We start from the raw sequence: 24,440 nt of genomic DNA, 5'->3' as shown, positions 1-24,440 counted from the left end.
GGCGGAAGGTCTCCTGATAGTCCAGTGAACGGGCGAGCATTCTCCAATAGGTTTAACATCACCAGCTAAACCATTCGGCAGTCGAAAAAGTCGTGCGGCAATGAGCGTTTTGGCCCTGCGATCCCGAAGATTCTGTTCCCAGCGTTGGAAAACCGTGGTCTGAAGAATTTCCATGATTACGTTCAATGTATTTTATAAACTACATTATGAATTGACAAGTTGAAAGTAGAGAATAAAAAACAGGGATGTAAGAGGAAATGCTGGTGGACATAAACAGGAAAGCGCCTCGCAGTAATGTGTAATTTTCCAGGATGCTGCGGTTGATACGCGAAACGATAACAGGGGAGAGGGGCTGCTTTGTGCCAGAAGCGGACGTTCACGTCCGTTCTTCAAATATTGGCCCGATAATTCAGCGTTAAATTTTCCGGTTAATACGCAACGCATCCACAACGAGTGAAAACGCTGGGGAAGGCTGTTTACGGCTGGGATAATAAAGATAGTAGCCGGGAAAAGGACGGCACCATTCTTCAAGCACACGAATCAGTTTTCCTTCCTGCAGATGTGTGCCGAACTCCTCTTCAGGTAAAAAGGCAATGCCCAGTCCGGCCAGAGCTGCATCAACAACGTGTTCCGATGTGTTAAACGTCAATTGACCTTCAACCCGAACGTGAAATTTGCCGTTTTCCTGCTCAAACTCCCAGGCGTAAATTTTCCCCGATTGAACCATGCGCTCATTAATACAGCAGTGTTGCATCAGATCGCGTGGCGTCTGAGGGGCGGCGCACCGGGCGAAATACTCTGGGGAAGCTACAGCCGCCATGCGCAGTTTCGGGCCAATGGGTACAGCTATCATATCTTTGTCAATAGTGTCTCCGAGCCGCACGCCGGCATCAAAACGATCCGCAACGATATCCCGGAACCCGTGGTTGGCATCAAACTCAATATGAATATCAGGATATTCGCGTAACAGTGGCGTCAGCTTTGGCAGCAGCGTGGTCTTCAGAACATTAGGTCCACATGTAATACGGACGGTCCCGGCAGGTTTATCACGTAGTGCCGTCAGCATGTCCAGCTCGGCTTCAATCTCATCAATACGATGTCCCACAGACTGCAGCAGGCGCTCCCCGGCTGCCGTCACTGACACACTGCGCGTGGTCCTTGTCAGCAGGCGGATTTGCATCCGTTCTTCCAGCCCGGAAATCGCCTGGCTCAGTGCGGGCTGGGTCACGCCGAGCTGGGCGGCAGCGCGCGTAAAGCTGCCCTCACGCGCCACGGTGACGAAAGAGAGTAAGTCGTTGAGATTGCGTCTGGCCATGCTCGTTTCCGGTCCATTTATAAATTTTGCTTATAAGGGTATTAAGTATTCATTAGCTAGTTAACCCGCTGCATATTGGTAACAATAATGCGATGAAAAAGTCAACGCTAACCCTTATGCAAAACGCTTACCGCAGAACGTCACTGTTGCTGCTCCTTGCCAGCCTGCTTTTCGTCACGCAGTCCGTTATGGCGGGTGGCAACGACCGGGGAGTGGCACAGGAGACGCTAATGAAAATTGAGATCATTGTGGAGGGAGAAACCGCCACCGCCACCCTCTTTGATACGCCGACAGGCCGGGACTTTGCGTCTTTGCTTCCCCTCAGCCTGACGCTGGAAGACTATGACGATATTGAGCGTATAAGCGACCTGCCGCGCAGGCTTTCCACGGTGCAGGCACCGGACGGCATGACGCCGGAAGCCGGAGATATCACTTACTACGCGCCCTGGGGCAACCTGGCGATTTTTGCCCGGGGCAGGGCTTACGCCCGTTCACTGATCCCGTTAGGGAAAGTGGATTCCGGACTGCCGGTCCTGCAGCGCCACGGACCTCTTGCGGTACAGATCAGGGTCGCCAACTGACCCGCAGCACCTTCCGTACCGCGATTATCCCTCTTATCCCGTCCCCGTATGCCGTTTCAGCTCTTCCTGCAGCGCTGAAGACTCCGGGGCACAGACTTCATGTTATCTACTGAAAAGAAATCCCTGAATGAGTAATAAGACAGACGAAAACAGAAAAAAAAACACCGGAAGCGGGAAACAGCCTGCGCACTGGAGTGGTGTCTTTGCCATGACGCTGTGCGTCTTCGCCCTGATCGCCTCCGAATTTATGCCGGTCAGCCTGCTGACACCGATGGCGCAGACCCTTCGTGTCACCGAAGGCATGGCCGGACAGGGCATCGCTATTTCCGGGGCATTTGCAGTGGTAACCAGCCTGTTTATTTCCGTGCTGGCAGGCACGCTTAACCGGAAAACGCTGCTGCTCGGCCTGACCTGCATTATGGCAATTTCCGGTGCTGTTATTGCGATGGCACCCAATTACCTGACCTATATGGCGGGCAGGGCCCTGATTGGCATTGTGGTCGGCGGGTTCTGGTCGATGTCGGCCGCGACGGCAATGCGTCTGGTCCCGGTGCATCGTGTTCCGCTGGCGCTGGCTATTTTCAACAGCGGCAATGCTCTGGCTACCGTCGTGGCTGCCCCTCTGGGCAGCTGGCTCGGATCGGTTGTTGGCTGGCGGGGGGCCTTCTTCTGCCTGGTGCCGGTCGCCATCATCGCGTTTGTCTGGCAATTACTCAGTCTGCCTTCCATGCCGGTCACCCGTCAGGCCGCGGCTTCCCGCAACGTATTCATGTTGTTTCGTCGCCGGGTGGTCACGCTGGGCATGCTGGGTGTGGGGATCTTCTTTATGGGGCAATTCACGCTCTTTACCTACATCAGGCCTTTCCTTGAGACGGTGACGCGGGTGGATGCTGCAACGGTGACCCTGGTCCTGCTGGTTATTGGTGTCGCGGGTTTCATCGGCACTACGCTGATTGGCCGGGTGTTGAAACGCGGGTTCTACCCGACCCTGATGGCCATCCCGGTACTGATGGCCATCACCGCGCTGGCACTGATTGCCTTCGGCAGTCAGGTAGCCATCGTGACGGCGCTGCTTGGGCTGTGGGGGCTGATTTCCACTGCCGCACCGGTGGGATGGTGGGCATGGGTTCCGCGTACCTTCCCGCAGAATGCCGAAGCGGGTGGCGGACTGATGGTGGCGATGGTGCAGCTGTCCATTGCTCTCGGTTCGACGGTGGGCGGCCTGCTTTTCGACCATCACGGCTACCAGAGCACCTTCCTGGCCAGCGCCGCGATGCTGATTATCGCAACCGTACTGATCTTCCTGACCTCGCGGGCAGACACTTCTGCCGCAGACCATTCATAAACCCAGGAGTAATGCCATGACAGTTAAAGCTTACGGTGCCCATGCGGGCACACTGCCGCTGGAGCCGATGGATATCACCCGTCGCGCCCCCGGTGCCCATGATGTGCAGATTAATATCGCGTACTGCGGAGTCTGCCATTCGGATATCCACCAGGTACGCGCTGAATGGGCTGGAACGCTCTATCCCTGCGTACCGGGACATGAAATTGTCGGTCGTGTAGTGGCCGTTGGCGATCACGTCTCCGGTTTTTGTGCAGGGGACCTGGTGGGGGTCGGCTGCATTGTCGACAGCTGCCGGCACTGCAGTGACTGTGACGACGGACTGGAGAACTACTGCGACCATATGACAGGGACATACAATTTCCCGACGCTGGATGCGCCAGGCCACACGCTGGGCGGATATTCGCAGCAGATTGTGGTGCATGAGCGCTATGTCCTGCGCGTCACTCACCCGGAAGCGCAACTGGCCGCCGTGGCTCCGCTGCTGTGCGCGGGGATCACAACGTACTCACCACTGCGTCACTGGCAGGCGGGCCCTGGCAAAAAGGTCGGAGTGGTCGGTATCGGTGGACTGGGACATATGGGGATCAAGCTTGCGCACGCCATGGGCGCGCATGTCGTGGCCTTTACCACGTCTGAGTCCAAACGTGACGCCGCCATAGCGCTTGGTGCAGATGAGGTGGTGGTCTCCCGTCATGCCAGCGAAATGGAAGCCCATGCAAAGAGCTTCGATTTTATCCTCAACACCGTTGCTGCGCCGCATAACCTCGACGTGTTCACTGCGCTGCTGAAACGCGATGGCACGATGACCCTGGTGGGTGCGCCGGCCACGCCGCATGGCTCGCCAGAAGTGTTCAGCCTCATCATGAAGCGCAGATCGATTGCCGGGTCGATGATTGGCGGCATTTCTGAAACGCAGGAGATGCTCGATTTCTGCGCCCAACACGGCATTGTCGCCGACATTGAGCTTATCCGCGCCGACCAGATTAACGATGCCTATGAGCGCATGCTCAGGGGCGATGTGCATTACCGGTTTGTCATTGATAACGCCACCCTGGCTTAATGATAAGGAGACCATCATGAATAAATTTACGCTGGCGCTGGGGCTGTTGATCAGTGCATTTGCTTCCTCTGCGGCGGATATGTCCCGTGGGGCCGATAATTTTTATAAAAGCGATAAGGTGACGCAGCAAAAAGTCACCTTTAAAAACCAGTATCAGATGGCCGTGGTCGGCAACCTGTTTATCCCGAAAAAGATGAGCCAGAACACCCGACACCCGGCGATCGTCGTTGGTCACCCGATGGGAGCCGTTAAGGAACAGAGTTCAAATCTTTATGCGCAGAAGCTGGCGGAGCAGGGTTTTGTCACGCTGGCTATCGATCTCTCTTTCTGGGGAGAAAGCGAGGGCAAACCGGGGCACCTGATTTCACCGGAAATCTACACAGATGATTTCAGCGCGGCGGTTGATTATCTAAGCACACAGCCGTTTGTCGATCCGGATAGCATCGGTGTATTAGGTATCTGCGGCAGCGGAAGTTTTGTTATCAGTGCTGCCAAGATTGACCCGCGTATGAAAGCCATTGCCACCGTCAGCATGTATGACATGGGGGCTGCATTTCGCAACGGCCTCAACCATTCCCAGACGCCGGAACAACGAAAGGCCTTTATCCGGTCAGCCACAGAGCAGCGTTTAGCAGAGTTTCAGGGAGGCGAGACGGCCTACATTCCCGGTACCGTGAATACACTGGACGCTTCAACGCCTGATATTCAGCGCGAGTTCTTTGATTTCTACCGCACCGAACGCGGCGGCTACACCCCACAGGGTCAGAAAGAAGAACTGACGACGAAACCGATGCTGAGCAGTATTGGCAAGTTTATGAACTTCTATCCGTTCAACGATATTGAAATCATCTCGCCGCGCCCGATGCTGTTTATTACCGGCGATCAGGCTCACTCAAAAGAGTTCAGCGAGGACGCTTTCAAACGCGCCGGTCAGCCTAAAGAACTGTATGTCGTACCGGGCGCAGGGCATGTCGATCTGTATGACCGTACCGACGTAATCCCTTTTGACAAGCTGAAAGACTTTTTCCGTAAAAATCTGCAATAACACGTTCAGTTAAGGAGTATCTGACATGAACTACAAACATCTGGGGCGTACCGGTCTGCGGGTGAGCCGCATCGGTCTCGGTACCATGAATTTCGGTGAGCTGACGGATGAGTCGGCCAGCTTCAGGATCATGGATGAAGCCGTGGATGCAGGTATCAACTTTTTCGATACCGCTGACGTCTATGGCGGGCCGCAGTCGCCGGATATGGCAAAGGGTTACGGAACATCCGAAGAAATCATCGGTAACTGGTTAGCGCGCAGTGGTCAGCGTGACCGGGTAGTGCTGGCCACGAAAGTTTACCAGCCGATGGACACGGGTCCGAACGACAAATACCTGTCTGCCTACCATATCCGCCGGGCCTGTGAGGCCAGCCTGAAAAGGCTGAAAACTGACCATATCGATCTCTATCAGATGCACCATATCGACCGGAACACGCCCTGGGAGGAGATCTGGCAGGCCATGGAACAGCTGATCCGTGAGGGTAAAATCAGCTACGTTGGCAGCAGTAACTTTGCTGGCTGGGATATTGCCACTGCACAGTGCAAGGCTGACGCGCGCAACCTGCTGGGGCTGGCATCGGAACAGAGCCTGTACAATCTGACCCAGCGCACGATTGAGCTGGAAGTCATTCCGGCGCTGCGTCATTACGGTATTGGCCTGATCCCCTGGAGCCCGGTCGGGATGGGGATGCTGGGCGGTGTTCTGAAGAAAATTGCCGGTGGCCGCCGGGCATCACCGCAGTTGCAGGCACAAATCAACCGCCTGCGGCCACAACTGGAGGCCTGGGAAATACTGTGTGATGAGCTGGGGGAAACACCATCAGACGTCGCGCTGGCATGGCTGCTGCAGAACCCGGTGGTTAGCGCCGTGCTCAGTGGTCCGCGTACAGTTGAACAGCTCCGTCAGAATCTCAATGCCCTGACGCTGTCTCTTTCAGACGATACGCTCAAAAGGCTGGATACCATCTGGCCGGGACCAGGCGGTGAGGCACCTGAAGCTTACGCGTGGTAAAAGGTTATCAGTGTTAACAATTACCGACCTTCGGGTCGGTAATTATGTTATTTAAGTCAGATTTATTTATTACCTGAAGATCTTGTTCTTGTCTTACTGCTTTGAGGTCCGCTCCTCGCTCTAAGCAGACCTCCAGAAAACGATACATAATGCCGACAACTAGACTTCAATCCCTTTGTGCTTCAGTTCTTTTCTGATAATGCGCTTAATCCAGGCTGCCAACGATTCATCCCCATCCTGCCGTTGTGCTTCTTCCATCGCTTTGCGCAGTTCCGGATCCAGACGGAATTGAAACGGGGGATTGCCTCTTCTTTCATTCATGTGTGTTGACACCTTAATTACACAAGAGTAGTGTGAGTATGTGTGATGACACATTACTCTCACACACCAAAAATGACAACGCCCCGAAAGTGCGGGAACACGATCAGGGCGTCTTACCACAACATTATACGAGGTAATGCTATGGCTGATGCTAATAGTACCACTAACGCCTGTTTTGCGTCTTCTTCTCTCATACCGCAAGCTGACCTGCTTTATTTTCCACTCGCCGAGGCGTTCCGCCATCTTGATTGTCGCCATCTCACCACCGAAGAAAATCTGGCGCTATCGTTTGGCTGTGAAGAGGCGCTGGCAGGGTTGTACCATACGCTGAATTTTATGGGCGAGAGCCTGCTGACTATGTCAGGTGAAAGTCAGGGACATTTTTCCCATGAGAGCGTATGCCAGTTAGGACACAGTCTGGTAAATATCAGCCAGTTGATTCCCGCGCTGGCGCGGTTGGAAGCGAAAGCCGATCAACAACTGTTCGCTAGCGACTCCCTAAACTAATCTGGAAAGCGCCTCGCAGACTTCTTCTTCGGGGCGTGACAGGCCTGTGCAACCACCTTAGTGTGACGTGATGATTTGCTGGTCGGGGAATAGGAAATGCTCGCTTATTACGCTAATCTTAGGCATGTCATGCGCACTGCTATGGGGGTTATCATGCGCACTGTGTCTAAGGTAAAAAAATCAGTCAATGTCTCTCTGGCTCCAGAGATACTGGAAGAGGCGCGCAAGCTTAAAATCAATCTGTCAGCGGTTTTAACCGAAGCCCTAATCGAAAAATTTCGCGAGAACAAACGTGAAGAATGGCTGCGGGATAATAAAAAATCGATAGAGGCATTAAATCAATGGGTGGAAGAAAACGGTTCGTTCAGTGATTTTCAAAGGACATTCTGATGGAGCAGTATTGCGCTTATGAGAATACAGGCAGTGGAAAAAGCGTTTATCCGTTTTTAATTAGCTTACAGCATCCGGTGGCCGCTGTTTTGCAGCATGTACTGGTCGCACCCGTTATAGCGCTAAGCCAGTTTCCCAACGAAGTCCCGCCAGCTAAAATTTGCCCGGTTGTTAGCATTGGTGGGCAAGCCTATGTGGTGATGACGTACATGATGACAGGCATACCTGTGAAGAATGTGGGTAACTTTGTGGGAGATCTGACCGCAAACAGGGCAGAACTTCGAGATGCGATTGATTTTCTGATTAATGGCTATTAGAGCGCCCATCCCTGGCGCTCTGTTCCTGCTTCGTTACCCCGCCCGCGCAAATTCTGCCGCTTCGGCGATTAGCGCGTCATCCGGGCGTACGCCGGTATACATGGCGAACTGCTCTACGGCCTGTAAGGCAATCACCTCTGCACCGCTGATGGTCTTTTTACCCAACTGCTGTGCCAGCTTAATCACCGGTGTTTCCGGCGGTAGGGCGACGACGTCAAACACTACGCTGGCGGCAGCGACCATCGCTTCGCTGTAGGCCAGTTCATGACTCTCTTTGCCGCCAGCCATGCCGACGGGCGTCACGTTGACCAGAATATCGCAGGCAATCCCTTCCGACTGGGGCTGCCACTGGAAACCGTACTGTTTTGCCAGCGCCGGGCCGCTCTCGCGATTGCGTGCGGCGACGATCACATCGTGAAAACCGGCATCGCGAAACGCGGCGATAACCGCTTTACCCATTCCACCGCTGCCGCGAATCATCACGCGTGCGCTGCTATTGAGCTGGTGGCTGGCAATCAGGCTTTTTACCGCAATGTAGTCGGTGTTAAATCCTGTCAGCGTACCGTTGTCATTGACGATGGTGTTGACGGAATCAATCACTTTTGCGGAAGGGTCGATGGCATCCAGAAACGGCATACAGCTTTCTTTGAACGGCATAGAGACCGCACAGCCGCGAATTCCGAGTGCGCGAACACCTTTCACTGCGGCCTCAATATCCTGCGTGGTAAAGGCTTTGTAGATAAAATTTAAACCTAATTTTTCATACAGATAGTTGTGAAAGCGAGTGCCAAAGTTGCCAGGGCGACCGGCAAGCGACATGCACAACTGGGTGTCGCGGTTAATCATGTTAAATTTCCTCGGCGTGAGACAATATGTACTGTTCGGCTTCCTGCGACCAGACCCCCTGATGACGCTCCAGGATATCGCGCAAGGCTGGATCATCAATCTGGGTGAGCGCGGTTAATGGTAAGGCTTTGCCGGTGTAAACCAGTTTTTTCCCGCCGCCGACTGTTGGCAGTTCCAGCGTGGTTTCACCTGCCGCATTCAGCCCCAGAATGTGCGTCACCACTTTTGCGGCCTGAACCTTCTTCTCTTCGATAAGTTTAACCGCCGCGCGCATGTCGTCGGTATTGCCGCCAGACGTCCCAACATAATGGGTGAAGGCGTAGTGTACGTCGTAGAAGTTAATCGGCGCGCTAAATTGCTTATCCTGCGGACCAGCAAAGAAGTTCATGCAACCATCGGCAGCCAGCAGGGAAGAGGCCAGCGTAACCAGCTGTTCGTTTGGCACAAACACAAAGATGTCGTCGAATCCGTGACCGCCGCTCAGCGCCATCAACGTGTCATACGCCGCATCCTGGGCGTGGAGATAATGGATCAACGTTTGTGGTTCTGATGGATAGTGCTTGCGGGCGTAGCTCAACTTGTCGTTATTGGTGTCGGTTACCACCAGCATCGCCGGGTTAACCGGGCCATGCAGTGCATAGTCGATCGCCAGCAGTCCCATCGGCCCGGTGCCGCCGAGTATCAGTGTACGTCCCTGCGGACGAATGCCCATCTTATGGTTATAAGAGCCTTCCTGCAGGTGATAGTTGGCGTTGAATGCGCCAATCACGCAGGATAGCGGCTCAACCAGCGAACCTTCAAAATAGGTTTCACCTTCGTAGGCCAACAGGCAGTCCTGCTCCATGACTTCATCAGGAATGATGACGTGCGTGGCTTCACCGCCCACCCACGGGAAGGAGTAGCCGGGACAGTCCGGGCGATCCGGCAGTTGCAGGTTAGCCTGAATGACATAGCGCTGGCCGGGTTGAAACTTATGCTGCCATTTTTTGCCTACGGCAATAATGTCGCCGCAAAACTCATGACCGATGATGATCGGGTTGGTGGCCACATCGTCCGGCACCTTTTTGTGGTTCTCGCCCTGGTTAGCCTCTTTCCAGGAAGAAAGGCACAGACTGTCGGTTACGACTGAGGCCAGAATTTCATCGTCCTGCATTTCAGGAAGGTCGAAGGTTTCCAGGCGCAGATCGCGTTTACCATAAAGACGTAAAGCTGTTGTTGTTTGCATTGTTACCACCTCTTCCTCTTTCGAGGACTATTTGTTGAAGTTGCCCCGGCATTGCCGGAGCGAAAAATCAGGACAGGAAGCCCAGTGCGTTACCGATAATTCCCAGCGCAAACAGGGCGAAGATTAGCCATACCGGATTTATTTTCTTGTTGAGCAGACGCACCATCAGCAGCGTCAGACCCAACGCCAGCAGGCCGGGGCAGAGTTGGTCGAGAATGTTCTGCATGGTCATGGTGACGGTGGTGCCGTCTGCGCCAGGCGTTTGCGATACCACCAGCGGCACGTTGATGCTGGTCCATTTGGTGACCAATACTCCCATCACAAACAGGCCGAGAATCGATGCGCCTTCGGTCAGTTTCTGCAGCAGGTTGCCGCCCATGTCGCTGACGATGTTGACCCCTTTACGAAAGCCAAGCTGTAAGCCGTACCACTTCATTGCCAGACGTACTACATTGAAAATAAAGAAGAACAATAGCGGGCCGAGAATGTTACCGGATAGCGCCAGCGATGCGCCGAGCGCGGCGGTAATCGGGCGCAGCGTTCCCCATACCAGCGGATCGCCGACGCCTGCCAGCGGACCCATCAGGCCGACTTTGATGCCGTTGATTGCGCCATCGTCAATTTCCGCACCGTTGGCGCGTGCTTCCTCCATTGCGGCGGTGACGCCAATCACTGGGCCGCAAACGGCAGGGGTGGTATTGAAGAACACCAGGTGGCGTTTGAGTGCGGCAACCTGATCCTCTTTTAGTGGATACAAGCGCTTGATGGCGGGGATCATGTCGTAGCAAAAGCCCAGCCCATGAATGCGTTCGAAGTTGAATGACGCCTGTTGCAGGTTGGAGCGAACAAACATGCTAAACAGGTCGGATTTGGTCAGTTTTTTCTGTTCCATGATGGGCTCCGTTAGTCTTCAAGCTGATCAAGAGCTTGAGAAGAGGGGGCTTGCGCCTGCGGTTCAGTCTTACGCCACTGTGGGTTCAACTGGATGTAGACCAGCGCGATAATCACGCCAACCCCACCGAAAGCCAGCAGGCTCAAATCGAGATAACCCCCAGCGATAAACCCGAGGAAGAAGAAGGGCATCAGGTACTTCACACCCATCATGCGCAGCACCATGGCGTAGCCGACCACCACGATAAAGCCACCGGCAATCTGCAATCCGCGGGTGACGAATTCCGGAATGGCGTTGAGCATATTGCTGACCATATCGGCGCTGACAAACAGCGAGACGATTAATGCGGGAATGGCAACGCGCAGCGCCTGTACACCGAGAGCGGAAACGTGCAGCATGTCGATGGTACGAAAACGGGCGTCTTCGGCGGCTTTATCCGCCGCGTGCTGGAACACCACGGTAATGGTACGGGCGAATACCGTCAGTACCTGGCCTGCCGCCGCCACCGGCAGGGCGATGGCGATACCGGTAGCAATGCTTTGCTGACCGACGATAACCAGAATGGCAGAGATAATACTGGCGAGCGCCGAATCGGGAGACTGCGCTGCGCCGACGTTCATCCAGCCAAGAGCGATTAACTCCAGCGTGCCGCCGAGCATAATCCCGGTTTTTAAATCACCGAGGATCAGGCCGATAACGGTACAAGCAATTAGCGGACGGTGGGTCTGGAACTCATCCAGCACGCTGCCCATCCCGGCAATACAGGAAAATAGGAATATGGCGATAATTTGTAGGGTACTTATTTCCATAATATGTCACCTTGTGAATGTGATCATCCCTGCCTGTTAAAACATAAGTACACAGGCATTTTTATTTATTCAGCGAACGATTGTTCTTCTATTTTTTCGAGAATATTAATAGATGGATCGGATGCGACGACGCGTAAATCCAGCGCGACACCCAGTTTATCTAACTCACGAAACGCATGAATATCGTCGTTATCTAAAGAAACGGCTTTGGTTAATTGTTTTTTACCTGGTCGCCAGGCCATGCCGCCAATATTTAATGTGGTGATTTTTACCCCTTGTTTTACCATTGCTAATGCATCCTGCGGGCGGGTAAATAGATAAAAAACGGTTTCGTTCTGGTATTGCGGATTATGGTAAACTGCGACCGCCTTTTCGATATTAACAACGTTCACTTTCATTCCCGGCGGGGCGGCCTGACGTAATAATGTACGACGTACTTCATCGTTATAAACGTCGTCATTACAGATAATAATCCGTTGGGCATTTGCCACCTTCGACCAGACGGTGGTGACCTGACCGTGGATCAGGCGGTCATCAATACGAGCAAGGGTAATGTTCATCAGAAATCCTCTTCGGCCGTTTCCAGATGTTTCCAGACGACACAGGTTTGTTGAGCAATGGTCGTCAGGTGTTCGCACAGTTCATCCACATTCATGCTGCTTTGGTTGTCTACCAGCTCCAGCGCCAACGGCAGTGATAACCCGCTAATGACCCGTATCGCCGGATTGTGCATTGCCAGCGTCGCGGCAGCATTCCAGGGACTGCCACACTGCAAATCGACGGCAATCAGCCATTCATCGCCAGTGTGAATACTTACTAACTTTTTCAGCTTTTCCACGATGTCGCTGGCGTTCTCTCCGGGGACAAATGCCACGGCTTCAACGTTGGCATCACCGTAGACCATCTGTACCGATTCCAGCATGGCGCAGGCCAGTTTGCCGTGAGCACAGAAGATTGCATTGACCATAAAACCTCCTTAACCGCGCGTTTTTCCGCCCGCAATGTTAGTGGTTACTCCGGTTATGTAACTGGCGCGCTCAGACAAAAGATAACAAACAAAATCAGCGACTTCGCTTAAGCGTCCTGAGCGACCAATTGGGATCGCGTTCTTGGTGTAGCCCTCGCGCAGCTGTTCGACGGTGATGTTGCGAGTCCAGGCCAGCGCTTCTTCATATTCGGGGGTCCGCAGTCCGGTTTTTTCCAGAATGCCAGGTGCAATGCCCACCACACGAATGCCGTGTTTGCCCAACTCTTTCGACCAGGAACGGGTAAAGCTATTCAATGCGGCTTTGGTGGCGGCATAGCAACTTTGGCCCTCTGAACCTTCCAGCCCGCTTTCTGAAGAGACATTCACAATCACGCCGTTACGCTGTTTTACCATTTGGCGTGCCGCTGCTTGCGACATTAAGAACACACCTTTCTGGTTGATATTCACCATTTTTTCAAAAGCGGCTTCGTTGAGTTCATATTGCCCGGCGGGGGCTTTTTCATCGACCAGTAGCCGCGGAAAATTAACGCCTGCGTTATTCACCAAACCATCGATACGCCCATAGCGGTGGATAATTTCGGTAACGGTATGATTGACTTCTTCGGCGCTGGAAATATCTGTCGGCCAGAAATGATATCCTCTATGGCCTTCATATTTACCGTCACCACCGTGAATATCTGCCATTTGCACATTAGCGCCCTGCGCTAATAACTCTTCAACAATCGCCAGCCCAATACCGGATGCACCACCGGTAACAATAATGACTTTGCCCTGCAAGTTTAACCACGTTTGCATAATTAACTCCCGATTTCAGATAAGGGGATCCCACATAAAATTAATTATGGCAGGACCAATTAGAATTTATTTACTTCAACAATAATTCAGCGGTATGGCTGTTGGTGACTAAACAATTAATATAATTCCCACGTAATGCGCCTAATATCCCACTGTATTTTTCTTCACCCATTGCAATGCCAATGGAATAACGCGTCTGTTTTAATTTATTGGTTTCGATGGAGAGCGTCTTTTCACTCATATTGGTTTCTACGGTTGCACCGTTGATATCGTAAAAGCGCGAGCAAATGTCTCCGGCGACCTGGCGAGCATGCAGGTCATCACTCTCTTCACTGCCGTAAAAAGCGTGCCAGTTGGCGCCATCACGTATTGCCGGAGATCCAATCCCAACCAGCGCGATGTCCAGATTATCCCAATAAGCGGAAATCGATTTAAAATGTCGTGACTGCATGATCCCGTTACGGATCAGCGGGTTTTCCAGCAGTGCCGGGAAATCTGCCAGGTGTGATTCCCCTTTAAGCTTTGCCGCAGCGCCGTAGGTCAACGTATTGACGTGGTAACGGCTTTCAAGCTTGCCGGACGGTCCGCCGATAATCGGCACGCAGATCAGCTGGCGCGACTGGCTGGCAGGGGATAACCCTTCCACCAGTCCCCGCACCGCGCGGCCCCATGAGAACCCGATAATGTCCCCAGGTTCCAGTAAGCGTTCCAGCAACTGTGCACCGTGCACACCCATCATGGTGAGTTGTTCGTCTTCCTGTTCACTGTCGCAGGAGACCACCACCGCTTCTTTCAGGCCAAATTTCTGTTTTAGCTGCTGTTCCAGCCACAGATTTTCGTTGTAGTCGTAATTAATGGCGATGGTGACGATACCCTGCTCGCGTCCACGTTTTAGCAAACGGCTGATCGTGGTGCGGTAAATACCCAGCTCGCGGGCGATTTGCGCTTGTGTCATATCCTGTTCGTAATACAGCTGCGCTATCTTTACGATCAGGCGGATATCATCGCTGTTTTCCGTCGCCATTTTTGGACTCCTGCACATTTGTGCAAATCACGAAATTGTCTTCTTGATCTGATATAACCCCAATTGTTCTCCATCTCAAAGCTATTTTCACTTATTTCAGTGCCCTGTAATGACCGATTGTGTTGCACATTTGATGTGGTGATGGCGTGCTGTCGGCACATATGTGCTTGTCTCTCTAATGTATTGATTCTGCTTGTTTTCACCCAACAAAATTGCAGGGATGGATCGCTGACACTTTTGTGTCAAAAGGTGTGACGGATCACAAATAGCGCGTGGGCAGTCGAACACGATTATTTTTTATCGTCCGCAAGGTAGGGTATATTTCGCTTTTAATACACAAAAGCATTCAAGTTGTATCAAGGCGGCAAGGGAACGAATTCCTGGGAGCATAGATAACTATGTGACCAGGGTGAGTGAGGGCAGCCAACGCAGAGACGGCTTGAAGGATGAAGTGTATACAGGAGAAATTATGCTGCCCGACTCATCCATCCGATTAAATAAATACATCAGTGAAAGCGGAATCTGCTCGCGTCGCGAGGCGGATCGCTTTATCGAACAAGGGAATGTCTTCCTGAATGGTAAACGCGCCACCATCGGCGATCAGGTGATGCCTGGCGACGTCGTAAAAGTGAATGGTCGGTTGATTGAGCCGCGTGAAGCGGAAGATCTGGTTTTTATCGCGCTGAACAAGCCGGTAGGAATTGTCAGCACCACCGAAGACAGCGAACGCGACAACATTGTTGATTTCGTGAATCACAGTAAGCGCGTGTTCCCTATTGGCCGTCTGGATAAAGATTCCCAGGGGCTAATCTTTCTGACCAACCACGGCGACCTGGTGAATAAAATCCTGCGTGCCGGTAACGATCACGAAAAAGAGTATCTGGTGACGGTAGATAAGCCGGTCACTGATGATTTTATCCGTGGGATGGGGGCTGGTGTGCCAATCCTCGGCACCGTCACCAAGAAATGTAAGGTGAAGAAAGAAGCGCCGTTTGTGTTTCGCATCACGCTGATTCAGGGGCTGAACCGTCAGATCCGTCGTATGTGCGAACACTTTGGCTATGAAGTTACCAAGCTTGAGCGCACACGCATCATGAACGTGAGTTTGTCCGGCTTGCCACTGGGTGAATGGCGTGACCTGACGGATGACGAACTGATCGATCTGTTCAAGCTGATTGAGAATTCATCCTCAGAAGCTAAACCGAAGGCGAAAGCGAAGCCAAAAGCCGCCACAGCAGGCATCAAGCGTCCGGTAGTGAAAATCGAAAAATCGGCGGAGAAAGAGAAATCGCGCCCGGCGGCAAACGGCAAGCGTTTTACCTCGCCGGGGCGTAAGAAGAAAGGACGTTAACGTCTGCCGCGCGTTGGCGTATTCGCCGACCAGGAGAATGACGCGTCTGAATCCGGTTTATAAGCCTGCTTTTTCTTCAATTGGCGGGCTTTTTTAGCTTCTGCTTCGCGCAAGGCCATCAGTTTATCGATGTACTCTTTCTTGATGCTGTTTGTTTCAGCGTTGGTCAGCAGGCGACCATGTGCAATGCGCGCGCGGTCAAGCAGCGTTTTCAGTTCACGCTGTTCGCGCTCGGTCATCTCTTTTTGGGTAATGCGGGGGAGTGCCATACGGGTGCCCTCTGTTAGCCGATATCCTCAGTGTACGGTAATTCGTGCAGAATAAAACTAATCCTGAAAGAGCCTCGCAAAATATAGCTTGTTGAAGTGACGGAATTTCTATTCTGATTTAGCGTAATGACAGGAAAACGTGTGGGTTACACATTTTATTGTTTGTATAAAATTTTATACAAGGATGTGTTATGCTTTCAATAAGGCGAGCCTTAAAGCCCATTGTCTGGATTGGCAGTTCATTTGATGATTTACGAAGCTTTCCTGAAGATATACGTAAAACCGCTGGTTTTCACATCGTTTACAGGCGGGATTAGAATCTGCTGACTGGAAGCCGATGCCAGAGATAGGTCGCGGTGTTGAGGAGGTAAGGCTCAGGTATGAATCTGGCGCATACCGAATCATCTACATTGCTCGCTATGCTAACGCGGTCTATGTATTGCATTGCTTCAATAAAAAGACAAAACGTACTTCTGAGCACGATAACCACATTGCTAAAGTTAGATATCGAACGGCTTTGTAAGAAGACAGGAATCAGAAATGAACAATACCGTTGATAATAAGGTTCGCCATGTAACCTCTCCGGATGTCAATATTTTTGCCGAACTGGGATTTGCAGAAGCGGAAGCGAAGAGCCTAAAGCATGATGCTGAATGCGAGGTAGAACAACTCATTCTCCTGAAGCAGCAGTTGATGCAAGAAATTTCCGGATGGATTCATGAAAACCATCTGAAACAAGCGGAAGCTGCTGTGAAACTGAATATTTCCCGGCCCCGTGTTTCAGATGTTGTTAATCAGAAAACCAACAAATTTACCCTTGATGCGCTGGTCATGATGCTGGTGAAGTTAGGAAAACCAGTAACAGTTCAGATTGGGTAATATTAGATCTAGATATTGTTTCATTGTATCTGATCGCTGCGAGCGCTTTCCCAGCTTAGCCCGAAACGAGCGAGATATTTGCGCAGGCGGTCTGCATCGTTAGGATTGGCTTTTTTCTGCCGTGAGACGGCAAACAGTTCGCGTCCGGCTTCCGACAGCGACGCGCAGCGGCGGCACACTTCCAGTACCGTTTCTAACTGGCGGCGATCGAACAGGTCAATGTCCATATTCACTTCAGGCTGCGGAGTTGCTATCTGCCAACTCTCCTTTAGCAGCGCAATCTCTTCTTCGACAAGGGATAAGGTGATGCGACCTTGTTCGGCAAGCGTCGCCATGCGCGCGATGGATGAACTGAGTTCGCGAAAGTTGCCGCGCCATTGCGCCTGTGGGGAGCAGGCAAATGCCAGATAGGAAGCGCGGGCTTCTTTATCGAAACGGATTTGCGTCTGTTTGCTGTTGGAGAAACGTTGCAGCTCATACTCGACGTTCGGCGCGATATCTTCCCGCCGCTGCGCCAGACCGGGCAGGGCGAAGCACCACATGTTGATACGCGCGTAGAGATCCTCGCGAAAACGGCCTTCAGCGACCCATTGCCGCATGTCGCGATGGGTGCCGGCAATCAGCTGAAAATCGCTGCGTACTTCTTTGTCTGACCCAAACGGGAAAAAGGTTTTTTCTTCAATTGCTTTGAGTAGCATGGCCTGCTCGTCCAACCCTAATTCGGCGATCTCATCGAGAAACAGCACGCCGCCATCGGCCTCTCGCAGTAATCCGCTACGCGCCGTGAGCGCACCGGTAAACGCCCCCTTCACGTGACCGAACAGCGTGGACATCGCATTGTCGCCGCGCAGGGTCGCGCAGTTAACCGCCACCAGTTTTCCCGCTACCAGATGCCGCGACTGGCGTAGCTGGAAAATGCGTTTCGCGAGGAAGGATTTGCCCGCGCCGGTAGGGCCGGTGAGCAGGATCGGGTCGGTCGAACGCAGAGCGACCCGCTCAATGCGATCGATCAGTTTATTGAAGGTGGCGTTGTGCGTATCAATCCCGGCTTTCAGAAAAGAGACCGACTGCTGCTGTTCGCGCTGAAAACGACTGGTGAGCGTGGCGTAGCGGCTTAAATCGAGATCGATAACCGAGCAGATGCCAGCGGCGATGGCCTCATCGGATGAACCGCGTGGCGCCGGGCTGGTTTGCAGCAGGCTGGCGGGCAGGTAGCGGGCTTCCGTCAGCAAAAACCAGCAGATTTGTGCCACGTGAGTGCCGGTGGTGATGTGCACCAGATACTCTTCGTTTTCCGTATCAAATTCATAATGCGTGGCAAAGTCGAGAAACGCGGCGTAGACCTCTTCAAAGTCCCACGGATCGTTAATGGTGACGGCATGCGGGCGAACCTGGGTGTGCGGCGAAAGCAGCGCGACGTCTTCAATCAACCGTTGCGCCATGCTCTCATCGCGTGGCTGGTGGAGGAGTTCCAGCCTGTCGACAGGGAAATCGGGTTGTTGGCATAGCCCAACCGTGGGTCGCCACTTCTTAAACCGATTGGCCCGCTTGCCGCGCTTATCGAGCACCGTTCCCAGTACGCCAATCACTACCCGCCGTTTTTTCATGGTTTATCCAAAAAGATAAATAAGAGAATAAAAGATAAAAAAATTAACCCGTCAAGACAACCGCCATTATTGGCATCAATAATTAAAATTATAAAAATCAATTAATTAACAATTAAATATGCCTTTTTAATTCCTGGCACGCTTCTGGCAATAACACTTGCGTCAATCACGCTGAAAGCGCAGGGGGTTAAACCCCGCCGGCACGTCAGGAACGGCACAGGCTGTTTTCCGGGAGTGTTCCGTCAGCTGATGACACACAGTGGGTTCGATTCCCAATTTCATCCCCGAATGAAAACTGGTTGTTAATCATAGAAATAAAGCGGAGTGATGCGCAGTTAGCACGCTCCAGAACAGGCTGCCGGTAAAGATGCCGTGCGGCAGGCAAAAGGGAATTCCCCTGCCGCTTCGCCCCTGCACCCGCGCCTGAACGATATTAAGGAATATAAAATGGCTAAGAAAATCACTATCCAAAAAGCGCAGTTAGGTCTTTTATCCCGCGAGGGTGATTACTATCAGGTGTTGGAAGCGGGTCAGCATCGTTTACCGTGGTTTAACACCCCGGAAGTGCTGATCGTCAACAGGGATGGCGGCGAAGTACCGCAGGCATTAGCGGAGTATTTACGCCGCTTTCAGCCCGAGTGGGTGGCGCGTTTCTGCCTGGTCGCGGATACAACGGATACCGAAGCCGCGGCGCTGTATATCAACGGCGTTTTGCAGGAGATCCTGCCACCGGCATCGCGCCGTCTGTACTGGCAGGCCGATGAAGCGCTGAAGCTGGTACGGATGGATACACGTCAGGTTTTGGTTCCTGTTGACGTGATGAACGCGGTGTTACAGCCACGTCGCAGCGGTGCGGTGAAAGGTCGCGAAGCTATCTTAACGGTGCAGGTCCCGGCGTGGCACGTCGGTGTACTGAAAATTGATGGTGAAACTCAGGCGCTGTTGCTGCCGGGGGTAACAGCATACTGGAAGGTAAACCATCTGATTGAAGCGGAAGTGGTGGATACCCGTTTGCAGGTGCTGGAGGTTGGCGGCCAGGAGATACTGACCAAAGATAAGGTCAACCTGCGTTTAAACCTGGCGGCGAACTGGCGTTATAGCGATGTGTTGCTGGCATTCGGTCAACTGACTAAACCGCTGGATCACCTTTACCGTGAATTGCAGTTTGCGCTGCGTGAAGCGGTGGGAACGCGCACGCTGGACGAATTGCTGGAAGATAAGCAGGTGATCGATGAAGTGGTGAGCGCGCAGGTGAAAGCCCGCATGACGCCGTTTGGTATTGAGGTGGCTTCACTGGGGGTGAAGGATATTGTCCTGCCCGGCGATATGAAGGCTATTTTGTCGCAACTGGTTGAAGCGGAAAAATCCGCCCAGGCCAACGTGATCCGACGTCGCGAAGAGACTGCCGCCACGCGATCGCTGTTAAATACGGCAAAAGTGATGGAAAACAACCCGGTAGCGCTGCGCTTAAAAGAACTGGAAACCCTCGAAAGAGTTGCTGAGCGCATCGATAAAATCTCGGTGTTCGGGGGCCTGGATCAGGTGCTGCACGGTCTTGTGAACATAAAAGGATAAGAATAATGAGCGACAACACAGTGGACGGCGCAATGCGCGAACGGGTATTGCGCCAGCTAAAAGAGGTTGAGCAGCGTTATGGCGTCAGGGTGCTGTATGCCTGTGAATCCGGCAGCCGTGGCTGGGGATTTGCCTCGCCGGACAGCGACTACGACGTGCGATTTCTCTATGTTCATCCCCCTGAATGGTATCTGCGGGTCGAAGCGCCACGCGATGTTATCGAGCTGCCGATAGATGATGAGCTGGACGTGTGCGGCTGGGAATGGCGCAAGGCGCTGGGGTTACTCAAAGGCGCAAACCCGACGCTTATCGAATGGCTGGATTCGCCAGTTGTCTATCAGCAGGATGAAGTGACCGTTTCGGCGCTGAAAGCGTTGGTGCCCAAATGGTTTTCTCCGCTACGTGCCCGCTGGCACTACTACTCGATGGCGCGGAAAAACTTCCGTGGCTATCTGCAAGGTGACGACGTGCGATTGAAGAAGTACTTCTACGTCATTCGGCCGCTGCTGGCGGTACGTTGGGTGGAGGCGGGCAAGGGCGTACCGCCGATGCGTTTTGCCGACCTGCTGGCGGGAGGTGAACTGGATGCGCCATTGCGTCATGAAATTGATGAGCTGTTGGAGCGCAAGCAGTGTGCGGGTGAAGCGGAATACGGCCCGCGCCGTCCACTGTTGCATGCGTTTATCCGCGCCGAGCTGGAAAGAGGAGAGATTCCACCGGCGTTACCGGATTGCCGGGAAGGCGATGTCAGGGAGCTGGACAGATTGTTATATGAAACGGTGATGCGCTGAAAATGCCCGATGGCCTAAGAACCATCGGGCGTTGACGTCTACTTATTCAAACAAGTTATGGTGTAGCTTCTGTACAACCTGCTCGGCTTCAGTACCGGGTACCAGGAAGCACAGGTTATGGCTGGACGCGCCGTAGCAAATCATTCGAATGTTGAATGGCTCCAGTACGCCGAACACCTCTTTACCCACGCCGCAGGCTTTGGACAGGTCGTTGCCAATCAACGCCACCAGCGCCAGGCCTTCTTCCACTTCAACCCGACACAGGGCAGACAGTTCCATCAGCAGAGACTGTGTTAACAGTGTATCGCCGGTGGACGTTGAACCGGTGGTATCCAGAGTCAGCGCGACGCTGACTTCGGATGTGGTGATTAAATCGACCGAGATATTGTGGCGTGCCAGGATGCCGAACACTTCCGCCAAAAAGCCGCGAGAGTGCAGCATATTCAGGCTATGCAGCGTCAGCAGCGTCTGCTTACGGCGTAATGCCAGCGCCCGGAACAGCGGTGGATTCGCGGTTTTATTACATACCAGCGTACCGCCTGCTTTTGGATCCTTACTGGAGCCCACAAACACCGGAATATCGCTACGTACGGCTGGCAACAGGGTTGCCGGATGCAGTACTTTCGCGCCAAAGGTCGCCATTTCCGCGGCCTCTTCAAAGGCAATTTCATCAATACGCTGCGCAGCCGGAACCACGCGCGGATCGGTCGTGTAAATGCCGGGAACGTCGGTCCAGATATCAACGCGCGTTGCGTGTAGGGCTTCTGCCAGTAAGGCGGCGGTATAATCGCTGCCGCCACGTCCCAGCGTGGTGGTGCGGCCCTTGCCTTCACTGCCGATAAAGCCCTGAGTAATCACCAGACCTTCGCTCAGACGCGGGGCCAACTGGAGCGTTGCCAGTTCAGCCAGCGCCGTGACGTCGGGTTCTGCACGACCAAAACGATCGTTAGTGCGCATCACTTTACGCACGTCAAACCACTGCGCTTGCACGTTGCGTTCACGCAGGATCTCGACGAACAGCAGGGTAGACATCAGTTCACCGTGGCTGACCAGTTCGTCGGTCAGCGCGGTTGAGGTCGCCAGTGACGCCGCTTCTGCCAGTGTGGTGATGTTTTCCAGCAGACGTTCGATCTCTTCACGGATCACGTTTGGATAACGCAGGCGTTCCAGAATATTGAACTGAATTTGACGAATGGCATCGAGTTTTTCGAAGCGCGCGGTTGGCTCCAGCCCTTCAGCCAGTGCGACCAGCAGGTTGGTGATTCCCGCAGAAGCGGAAAGTACCACCACACGGACGTTAGCATCAGAAAGCACTACATCAGCGCTGCGATTCATGGCATCAAAATCCGCCACGCTGGTACCACCAAACTTGGAGACAACTACATCAGTCATAACTACCTCGTGTCAGGGAATGAATAGAGCGACCATGGCACATAAGGCAGAACGAAAACCGGTGCAGGCGCAAATGCAAATACCGTATTTATAAATAAAATGTGTAGCTTGCACTGTCAACGCTGGGATTATGCGGATTTTTCATGCTGCAACTGCGTTGAGTAACGGTACTAATAACAACGCTGATAACCGCTATACTTTTTAGCCACGTTTGGCGGATGCCCTGGCAATGGCATTAAAACAATCACACTTTTCTGTGACTGGCGTTACAATCGATCTCAGTCACAATTCTCAAAATCAGAAGAGTATTGCTAATGAAAAACATCAATCCAACGCAGACCTCAGCCTGGCAGGCACTACAAAAACACTTTGAAGAAATGAAAGACGTTACTATCGCGGATCTTTTCGCGAAAGATAGCGATCGTTTCACTAAGTTTTCCGCGACGTTTGACGATCTGATGCTGGTGGATTTCTCCAAAAACCGCATCACTGAAGAGACGCTGGCTAAACTGCAGGATCTGGCGAAAGAAACCGATTTGGCGGGTGCCATCAAGTCCATGTTCTCCGGTGAGAAAATCAACCGTACTGAAGACCGTGCCGTGCTGCACGTGGCGCTGCGTAACCGTAGCAATACGCCGATCATCGTTGACGGCAAAGATGTGATGCCGGAAGTGAATGCGGTACTGGAGAAGATGAAATCTTTCTCTGAAGCGATCATCTCCGGAAGCTGGAAAGGCTATACCGGCAAAGCCATCACTGATGTAGTAAACATCGGTATCGGCGGTTCTGACCTTGGCCCGTTCATGGTGACCGAAGCGCTGCGTCCGTATAAAAATCACCTGAACATGCACTTTGTGTCTAACGTCGATGGTACGCACATTGCCGAAGTGCTGAAAAAAGTGAACCCGGAAACCACACTGTTCCTGGTCGCTTCCAAAACCTTCACCACCCAGGAAACCATGACCAACGCCCACAGCGCGCGCGACTGGTTCCTGGCGACCGCTGGCGACAACAAGCACGTAGCCAAACACTTCGCAGCGCTTTCCACTAACGGTAAAGCGGTTGGCGAGTTTGGTATTGATACTGCCAATATGTTCGAGTTCTGGGACTGGGTTGGCGGTCGTTACTCCCTGTGGTCTGCAATCGGTCTGTCCATCATCCTGTCCGTAGGCTTCGACAACTTTGTTGAGCTACTCTCCGGCGCGCATGCGATGGACAAACACTTCTCCACCACCCCGGCTGAGAAAAACCTGCCGGTGCTGCTGGCGCTGATCGGTATCTGGTACAACAACTTCTTCGGTGCCGAAACCGAAGCGATTCTGCCGTATGACCAGTATATGCACCGTTTCGCGGCCTACTTCCAGCAGGGCAACATGGAATCCAACGGTAAATACGTTGACCGTAACGGCAATGCGGTGGATTACCAGACCGGCCCAATCATCTGGGGTGAGCCGGGTACTAACGGCCAGCATGCGTTCTACCAGTTGATCCACCAGGGTACCAAAATGGTGCCGTGCGATTTCATCGCGCCGGCAATCACCCACAACCCGCTGTCGGATCACCATCCGAAACTGCTGTCTAACTTCTTCGCGCAAACCGAAGCGCTGGCTTTTGGTAAATCTCGTGAAGTGGTTGAGCAGGAATATCGCGACCAGGGTAAAGATCCGGCTACGCTTGAGCACGTTGTGCCGTTCAAAGTGTTCGAAGGTAACCGTCCAACGAACTCCATCCTGCTGCGCGAAATCACGCCGTTCAGCCTGGGTGCGCTGATTGCGCTGTACGAACACAAAATCTTCACTCAGGGCGCGATCCTGAACATCTTCACCTTTGACCAGTGGGGCGTTGAGCTGGGCAAACAGCTGGCGAACCGCATTCTGCCAGAGCTGAACGATGATAAAACTGTTTCTTCCCATGATGTTTCTACTAATGGGTTGATTAACCGTTACAAAGCCTGGCGCGCCTGATGGCGCTGCGCTTATCCGGCCTACAGGCACATATCCTGTAGGCCGGATAAGGCGTTTCGCCGCCATCCGGCATTAATGAAATAAAAAAGCCGATATTAATATCGGCTTTTTTATAAGATTACTCCAGGATATCTACG

The 24,440-nt window shown here is 52.8% G+C and carries 26 protein-coding genes and 1 pseudogene; 14 read left to right on the top strand and 13 right to left on the bottom strand.

The genetic code is table 11. The features are described 5' to 3' along the window. Window positions 1–415: 415 nt before the first annotated feature. Entirely contained in the window at window positions 416–1,315 is a 900-nt protein-coding gene (locus OGX66_RS01600; RefSeq protein ID WP_035897671.1) for a LysR family transcriptional regulator, read from the bottom strand. A gap of 116 nt (window positions 1,316–1,431) precedes the next feature. Between OGX66_RS01600 and OGX66_RS01595 the strand changes: the two genes are divergently transcribed. The 5 genes from OGX66_RS01595 (at window position 1,432) to OGX66_RS01575 (ending at window position 6,361) form a co-directional block, all read left to right on the top strand. Beyond that, on the top strand, window positions 1,432–1,896 hold the full coding sequence (locus OGX66_RS01595; protein ID WP_247752157.1) for a cyclophilin-like fold protein: 465 nt from the start codon (window positions 1,432–1,434) through the stop codon (window positions 1,894–1,896). Between the two features lie 127 nt (window positions 1,897–2,023). After that, on the top strand, window positions 2,024–3,241 hold the full coding sequence (locus OGX66_RS01590; RefSeq protein ID WP_270939466.1) for an MFS transporter: 1,218 nt from the start codon (window positions 2,024–2,026) through the stop codon (window positions 3,239–3,241). A gap of 16 nt (window positions 3,242–3,257) precedes the next feature. Further along, on the top strand, window positions 3,258–4,304 hold the full coding sequence (locus OGX66_RS01585; RefSeq protein WP_200019071.1) for an NAD(P)-dependent alcohol dehydrogenase: 1,047 nt from the start codon (window positions 3,258–3,260) through the stop codon (window positions 4,302–4,304). Window positions 4,305–4,320: 16 nt separating this feature from the next. Next, window positions 4,321–5,349 (top strand): alpha/beta hydrolase, encoded by a 1,029-nt coding sequence (locus tag OGX66_RS01580; protein ID WP_270939465.1) that lies wholly within the window; start codon window positions 4,321–4,323, stop codon window positions 5,347–5,349. 25 nt (window positions 5,350–5,374) lie between these two features. Beyond that, window positions 5,375–6,361 (top strand): aldo/keto reductase, encoded by a 987-nt coding sequence (locus OGX66_RS01575; protein ID WP_270939464.1) that lies wholly within the window; start codon window positions 5,375–5,377, stop codon window positions 6,359–6,361. A 159-nt stretch (window positions 6,362–6,520) separates the two neighbouring features. Here the strand turns inward: OGX66_RS01575 and OGX66_RS01570 are convergent, their stop codons facing one another. After that, window positions 6,521–6,682 carry a hypothetical protein gene (locus tag OGX66_RS01570; RefSeq protein WP_049003129.1) on the bottom strand — a complete coding sequence of 54 codons (162 nt, stop codon included), beginning with the start codon at window positions 6,680–6,682 and terminating at the stop codon, window positions 6,521–6,523. 141 nt (window positions 6,683–6,823) lie between these two features. On the opposite strand from OGX66_RS01570, the gene OGX66_RS01565 reads away from it, so the two are divergent. The 3 genes from OGX66_RS01565 (at window position 6,824) to OGX66_RS01555 (ending at window position 7,896) form a co-directional block, all read left to right on the top strand. Further along, complete coding sequence (locus tag OGX66_RS01565) at window positions 6,824–7,189, top strand: hypothetical protein (RefSeq protein ID WP_270939463.1); 366 nt, start codon at window positions 6,824–6,826, stop codon at window positions 7,187–7,189. A gap of 96 nt (window positions 7,190–7,285) precedes the next feature. Next, on the top strand, window positions 7,286–7,579 hold the full coding sequence (locus tag OGX66_RS01560) for a type II toxin-antitoxin system CcdA family antitoxin (RefSeq protein ID WP_003844689.1): 294 nt from the start codon (window positions 7,286–7,288) through the stop codon (window positions 7,577–7,579). Continuing rightward, the gene (locus OGX66_RS01555; protein ID WP_003841409.1) at window positions 7,579–7,896 is read left to right on the top strand and encodes a CcdB family protein; all 318 of its coding nucleotides are present in this window, start codon (window positions 7,579–7,581) and stop codon (window positions 7,894–7,896) included. Before OGX66_RS01560 ends, OGX66_RS01555 begins: the two co-directional genes overlap by 1 nt. A gap of 33 nt (window positions 7,897–7,929) precedes the next feature. Here the strand turns inward: OGX66_RS01555 and OGX66_RS01550 are convergent, their stop codons facing one another. From OGX66_RS01550 to OGX66_RS01515, 8 genes are all read right to left on the bottom strand, one after another. Beyond that, window positions 7,930–8,742 carry a shikimate 5-dehydrogenase gene (locus OGX66_RS01550; RefSeq protein ID WP_003844691.1) on the bottom strand — a complete coding sequence of 271 codons (813 nt, stop codon included), beginning with the start codon at window positions 8,740–8,742 and terminating at the stop codon, window positions 7,930–7,932. Window position 8,743: 1 nt separating this feature from the next. Beyond that, window positions 8,744–9,967, bottom strand: a complete 1,224-nt coding sequence (gene sorE / locus OGX66_RS01545) for an L-sorbose 1-phosphate reductase (RefSeq protein WP_044715020.1) — start codon at window positions 9,965–9,967, stop codon at window positions 8,744–8,746. 67 nt (window positions 9,968–10,034) lie between these two features. Further along, a complete protein-coding gene (locus OGX66_RS01540) occupies window positions 10,035–10,859 on the bottom strand; it encodes a PTS system mannose/fructose/sorbose family transporter subunit IID (protein WP_088902850.1) in 825 nt (274 codons plus the stop codon). A gap of 11 nt (window positions 10,860–10,870) precedes the next feature. Continuing rightward, complete coding sequence (locus OGX66_RS01535; RefSeq protein ID WP_044715019.1) at window positions 10,871–11,668, bottom strand: PTS mannose/fructose/sorbose transporter subunit IIC; 798 nt, start codon at window positions 11,666–11,668, stop codon at window positions 10,871–10,873. A gap of 65 nt (window positions 11,669–11,733) precedes the next feature. Continuing rightward, window positions 11,734–12,228 (bottom strand): PTS sugar transporter subunit IIB, encoded by a 495-nt coding sequence (locus OGX66_RS01530; RefSeq protein ID WP_003844693.1) that lies wholly within the window; start codon window positions 12,226–12,228, stop codon window positions 11,734–11,736. Continuing rightward, on the bottom strand, window positions 12,228–12,635 hold the full coding sequence (locus OGX66_RS01525) for a mannose/fructose/sorbose PTS transporter subunit IIA (RefSeq protein WP_003031647.1): 408 nt from the start codon (window positions 12,633–12,635) through the stop codon (window positions 12,228–12,230). The genes OGX66_RS01530 and OGX66_RS01525 overlap by 1 nt, the downstream gene beginning before the upstream one ends. Before the next feature lie 9 nt (window positions 12,636–12,644). After that, window positions 12,645–13,451 carry an SDR family oxidoreductase gene (locus tag OGX66_RS01520; RefSeq protein ID WP_088902849.1) on the bottom strand — a complete coding sequence of 269 codons (807 nt, stop codon included), beginning with the start codon at window positions 13,449–13,451 and terminating at the stop codon, window positions 12,645–12,647. Window positions 13,452–13,521: 70 nt separating this feature from the next. After that, window positions 13,522–14,475 (bottom strand): sugar-binding transcriptional regulator, encoded by a 954-nt coding sequence (locus tag OGX66_RS01515; RefSeq protein WP_003844696.1) that lies wholly within the window; start codon window positions 14,473–14,475, stop codon window positions 13,522–13,524. Between the two features lie 469 nt (window positions 14,476–14,944). On the opposite strand from OGX66_RS01515, the gene rluF reads away from it, so the two are divergent. Then, the gene (gene rluF / locus OGX66_RS01510) at window positions 14,945–15,826 is read left to right on the top strand and encodes a 23S rRNA pseudouridine(2604) synthase RluF (RefSeq protein ID WP_032948298.1); all 882 of its coding nucleotides are present in this window, start codon (window positions 14,945–14,947) and stop codon (window positions 15,824–15,826) included. On the opposite strand, the gene OGX66_RS01505 is transcribed toward rluF, so the two are convergent. Then, window positions 15,823–16,095 carry a YjbD family protein gene (locus OGX66_RS01505; RefSeq protein ID WP_032948299.1) on the bottom strand — a complete coding sequence of 91 codons (273 nt, stop codon included), beginning with the start codon at window positions 16,093–16,095 and terminating at the stop codon, window positions 15,823–15,825. The genes rluF and OGX66_RS01505 overlap by 4 nt on opposite strands. 191 nt (window positions 16,096–16,286) lie before the next feature. On the opposite strand from OGX66_RS01505, the pseudogene OGX66_RS01500 reads away from it, so the two are divergent. Together OGX66_RS01500 and OGX66_RS01495 are read left to right on the top strand one after the other, a co-directional pair. Beyond that, window positions 16,287–16,618 (top strand): annotated as a pseudogene (locus OGX66_RS01500) (type II toxin-antitoxin system RelE/ParE family toxin). A 17-nt stretch (window positions 16,619–16,635) separates the two neighbouring features. After that, window positions 16,636–16,974, top strand: coding sequence for a helix-turn-helix domain-containing protein (locus OGX66_RS01495; RefSeq protein WP_003841397.1), 339 nt, complete (start codon window positions 16,636–16,638; stop codon window positions 16,972–16,974). A gap of 20 nt (window positions 16,975–16,994) precedes the next feature. Here the strand turns inward: OGX66_RS01495 and rtcR are convergent, their stop codons facing one another. Continuing rightward, window positions 16,995–18,581 (bottom strand): RNA repair transcriptional activator RtcR, encoded by a 1,587-nt coding sequence (gene rtcR, locus OGX66_RS01490; protein ID WP_270939462.1) that lies wholly within the window; start codon window positions 18,579–18,581, stop codon window positions 16,995–16,997. 447 nt (window positions 18,582–19,028) lie between these two features. Here rtcR and OGX66_RS01485 point away from each other — a divergent pair, with 447 nt between their 5' ends. Together OGX66_RS01485 and OGX66_RS01480 are read left to right on the top strand one after the other, a co-directional pair. Next, window positions 19,029–20,156 (top strand): slipin family protein, encoded by a 1,128-nt coding sequence (locus tag OGX66_RS01485; protein WP_044702279.1) that lies wholly within the window; start codon window positions 19,029–19,031, stop codon window positions 20,154–20,156. Window positions 20,157–20,161: 5 nt separating this feature from the next. Next, on the top strand, window positions 20,162–20,947 hold the full coding sequence (locus OGX66_RS01480) for a nucleotidyltransferase domain-containing protein (RefSeq protein WP_270939461.1): 786 nt from the start codon (window positions 20,162–20,164) through the stop codon (window positions 20,945–20,947). 42 nt (window positions 20,948–20,989) lie between these two features. Here the strand turns inward: OGX66_RS01480 and lysC are convergent, their stop codons facing one another. Beyond that, the gene (lysC, locus tag OGX66_RS01475) at window positions 20,990–22,339 is read right to left on the bottom strand and encodes a lysine-sensitive aspartokinase 3 (RefSeq protein WP_003031667.1); all 1,350 of its coding nucleotides are present in this window, start codon (window positions 22,337–22,339) and stop codon (window positions 20,990–20,992) included. 314 nt (window positions 22,340–22,653) lie between these two features. Here lysC and pgi point away from each other — a divergent pair, with 314 nt between their 5' ends. After that, entirely contained in the window at window positions 22,654–24,303 is a 1,650-nt protein-coding gene (gene pgi, locus OGX66_RS01470; protein WP_003031668.1) for a glucose-6-phosphate isomerase, read from the top strand. Window positions 24,304–24,440: the final 137 nt, after the last annotated feature.

Origin of the sequence: Citrobacter sp. Cf072 (genome assembly GCF_030334485.1) — a bacterium.
GTDB classification, from domain to species: domain Bacteria; phylum Pseudomonadota; class Gammaproteobacteria; order Enterobacterales; family Enterobacteriaceae; genus Citrobacter; species Citrobacter freundii.
The sequence above is the reverse complement of the archived record's forward strand: the minus strand, read 5'-3'. Positions and strand labels throughout refer to the sequence as shown.

Bases quoted from the DNA above. Each gene is read 5' to 3' on its own strand.
- OGX66_RS01575 (WP_270939464.1), top strand. From the start codon at position 5,375: ATGAACTACAAACATCTGGGGCGTACCGGTCTGCGGGTGAGCCGCATC.
- OGX66_RS01485 (WP_044702279.1), top strand. From the start codon at position 19,029: ATGGCTAAGAAAATCACTATCCAAAAAGCGCAGTTAGGTCTTTTATCC.
- OGX66_RS01555 (WP_003841409.1), top strand. From the start codon at position 7,579: ATGGAGCAGTATTGCGCTTATGAGAATACAGGCAGTGGAAAAAGCGTT.
- OGX66_RS01590 (WP_270939466.1), top strand. From the start codon at position 2,024: ATGAGTAATAAGACAGACGAAAACAGAAAAAAAAACACCGGAAGCGGG.
- OGX66_RS01535 (WP_044715019.1), bottom strand. From the start codon at position 11,668: ATGGAAATAAGTACCCTACAAATTATCGCCATATTCCTATTTTCCTGT.
- OGX66_RS01515 (WP_003844696.1), bottom strand. From the start codon at position 14,475: ATGGCGACGGAAAACAGCGATGATATCCGCCTGATCGTAAAGATAGCG.
- OGX66_RS01560 (WP_003844689.1), top strand. From the start codon at position 7,286: ATGCTCGCTTATTACGCTAATCTTAGGCATGTCATGCGCACTGCTATG.
- OGX66_RS01530 (WP_003844693.1), bottom strand. From the start codon at position 12,228: ATGAACATTACCCTTGCTCGTATTGATGACCGCCTGATCCACGGTCAG.
- rtcR (WP_270939462.1), bottom strand. From the start codon at position 18,581: ATGAAAAAACGGCGGGTAGTGATTGGCGTACTGGGAACGGTGCTCGAT.
- OGX66_RS01550 (WP_003844691.1), bottom strand. From the start codon at position 8,742: ATGATTAACCGCGACACCCAGTTGTGCATGTCGCTTGCCGGTCGCCCT.
- OGX66_RS01520 (WP_088902849.1), bottom strand. From the start codon at position 13,451: ATGCAAACGTGGTTAAACTTGCAGGGCAAAGTCATTATTGTTACCGGT.
- sorE (WP_044715020.1), bottom strand. From the start codon at position 9,967: ATGCAAACAACAACAGCTTTACGTCTTTATGGTAAACGCGATCTGCGC.
- OGX66_RS01565 (WP_270939463.1), top strand. From the start codon at position 6,824: ATGGCTGATGCTAATAGTACCACTAACGCCTGTTTTGCGTCTTCTTCT.
- lysC (WP_003031667.1), bottom strand. From the start codon at position 22,339: ATGACTGATGTAGTTGTCTCCAAGTTTGGTGGTACCAGCGTGGCGGAT.
- OGX66_RS01585 (WP_200019071.1), top strand. From the start codon at position 3,258: ATGACAGTTAAAGCTTACGGTGCCCATGCGGGCACACTGCCGCTGGAG.
- OGX66_RS01570 (WP_049003129.1), bottom strand. From the start codon at position 6,682: ATGAATGAAAGAAGAGGCAATCCCCCGTTTCAATTCCGTCTGGATCCG.
- OGX66_RS01495 (WP_003841397.1), top strand. From the start codon at position 16,636: ATGAACAATACCGTTGATAATAAGGTTCGCCATGTAACCTCTCCGGAT.
- OGX66_RS01540 (WP_088902850.1), bottom strand. From the start codon at position 10,859: ATGGAACAGAAAAAACTGACCAAATCCGACCTGTTTAGCATGTTTGTT.
- OGX66_RS01505 (WP_032948299.1), bottom strand. From the start codon at position 16,095: ATGGCACTCCCCCGCATTACCCAAAAAGAGATGACCGAGCGCGAACAG.
- rluF (WP_032948298.1), top strand. From the start codon at position 14,945: ATGCTGCCCGACTCATCCATCCGATTAAATAAATACATCAGTGAAAGC.
- OGX66_RS01595 (WP_247752157.1), top strand. From the start codon at position 1,432: ATGCAAAACGCTTACCGCAGAACGTCACTGTTGCTGCTCCTTGCCAGC.
- OGX66_RS01480 (WP_270939461.1), top strand. From the start codon at position 20,162: ATGAGCGACAACACAGTGGACGGCGCAATGCGCGAACGGGTATTGCGC.
- OGX66_RS01600 (WP_035897671.1), bottom strand. From the start codon at position 1,315: ATGGCCAGACGCAATCTCAACGACTTACTCTCTTTCGTCACCGTGGCG.
- OGX66_RS01525 (WP_003031647.1), bottom strand. From the start codon at position 12,635: ATGGTCAATGCAATCTTCTGTGCTCACGGCAAACTGGCCTGCGCCATG.
- pgi (WP_003031668.1), top strand. From the start codon at position 22,654: ATGAAAAACATCAATCCAACGCAGACCTCAGCCTGGCAGGCACTACAA.
- OGX66_RS01580 (WP_270939465.1), top strand. From the start codon at position 4,321: ATGAATAAATTTACGCTGGCGCTGGGGCTGTTGATCAGTGCATTTGCT.